This window comes from Mesotoga sp. HF07.pep.5.2.highcov (assembly GCF_003666285.1).
Classification (GTDB): domain Bacteria; phylum Thermotogota; class Thermotogae; order Petrotogales; family Kosmotogaceae; genus Mesotoga; species Mesotoga prima.
Genome location: NZ_JFHJ01000340.1, coordinates 1 through 793, shown reverse-complemented (window position 1 = coordinate 793; position 793 = coordinate 1). Strand labels below are relative to the sequence as shown.

Annotated in this window: 1 protein-coding gene; it reads right to left on the bottom strand. The window is 50.3% G+C overall.

Translation table 11 applies throughout. The annotated features are described in order from the left end of the window. Positions 1 to 426 precede the first annotated feature (426 nt). Positions 427 to 705: a hypothetical protein gene (locus BG32_RS07425; RefSeq protein ID WP_039882265.1), complete on the bottom strand. Its 279-nt coding sequence runs from the start codon at positions 703 to 705 to the stop codon at positions 427 to 429. Positions 706 to 793 lie beyond the last annotated feature (88 nt).

Here is a 793-nt window from a genome sequence, read left to right as displayed (position 1 = left end):
GATACCTGCCCTTCGCGTCATGCTGAACTTGTTTCAGCATCTCGCTCCTAAGAACCGCTGCGCGCTTAAAAGCGGAGAACCCGCTGATCGCTGAGCGAAAGAATCCGTCTGAACTTGATTCAAAATCTTGCTCTTGGTTCTTTTGACTTAACCAAGAACGAAGAACAGATCCTCGCTCTGGAACAAAAAAACAGGTTTTTTATTCGGAGAACGGACACCATTCAACGATGATCCGGTCTCACTCGCTCTTTCCAACCCCCTACCCGCTACCCCCAACCACGCTCTTCAAAAAACCTAGATCCCGAAACAAGTTCGGGATGACACAGTGAGAAGCTTCCCAAAGCCGATGTCGGGATAACTTCCCCAGTTGCATTGAAACCCTGAATTGATTGCAGGTTCTCTTCACGAGACCCCATACCCTTTAATCTATACCCTGCCCTTCGCGTCATGCCGGTTTCCTTCACGAGACAGCATATCCTGTAATCGATACCTGCCCTTCGCGTCATGCTGAACTCGTTTCAGCATCTCGCTCCTAAGAACCGCTGTGCGTTTAGGAACAAGAATCCCCTGATCGCTGGAAGAGCCGCTTCGTAGGAACCGCTTTTTGCTGGCCTCTGCGAAGTACGTTCTCTCTTCGTCACTGAAGTGCTCCTGTTCAGGGATACTGTACGTGGCCCCGTTCTTGCCAGACTCTAAATTCCACAACCCAAGCCCCCGCTCTTCAAATCTCTAAGCAATCTCTAAGCGGCTGTTAAGCGGGCTCTAAGAAACGGGCCGTAGACTGAGAATGTAC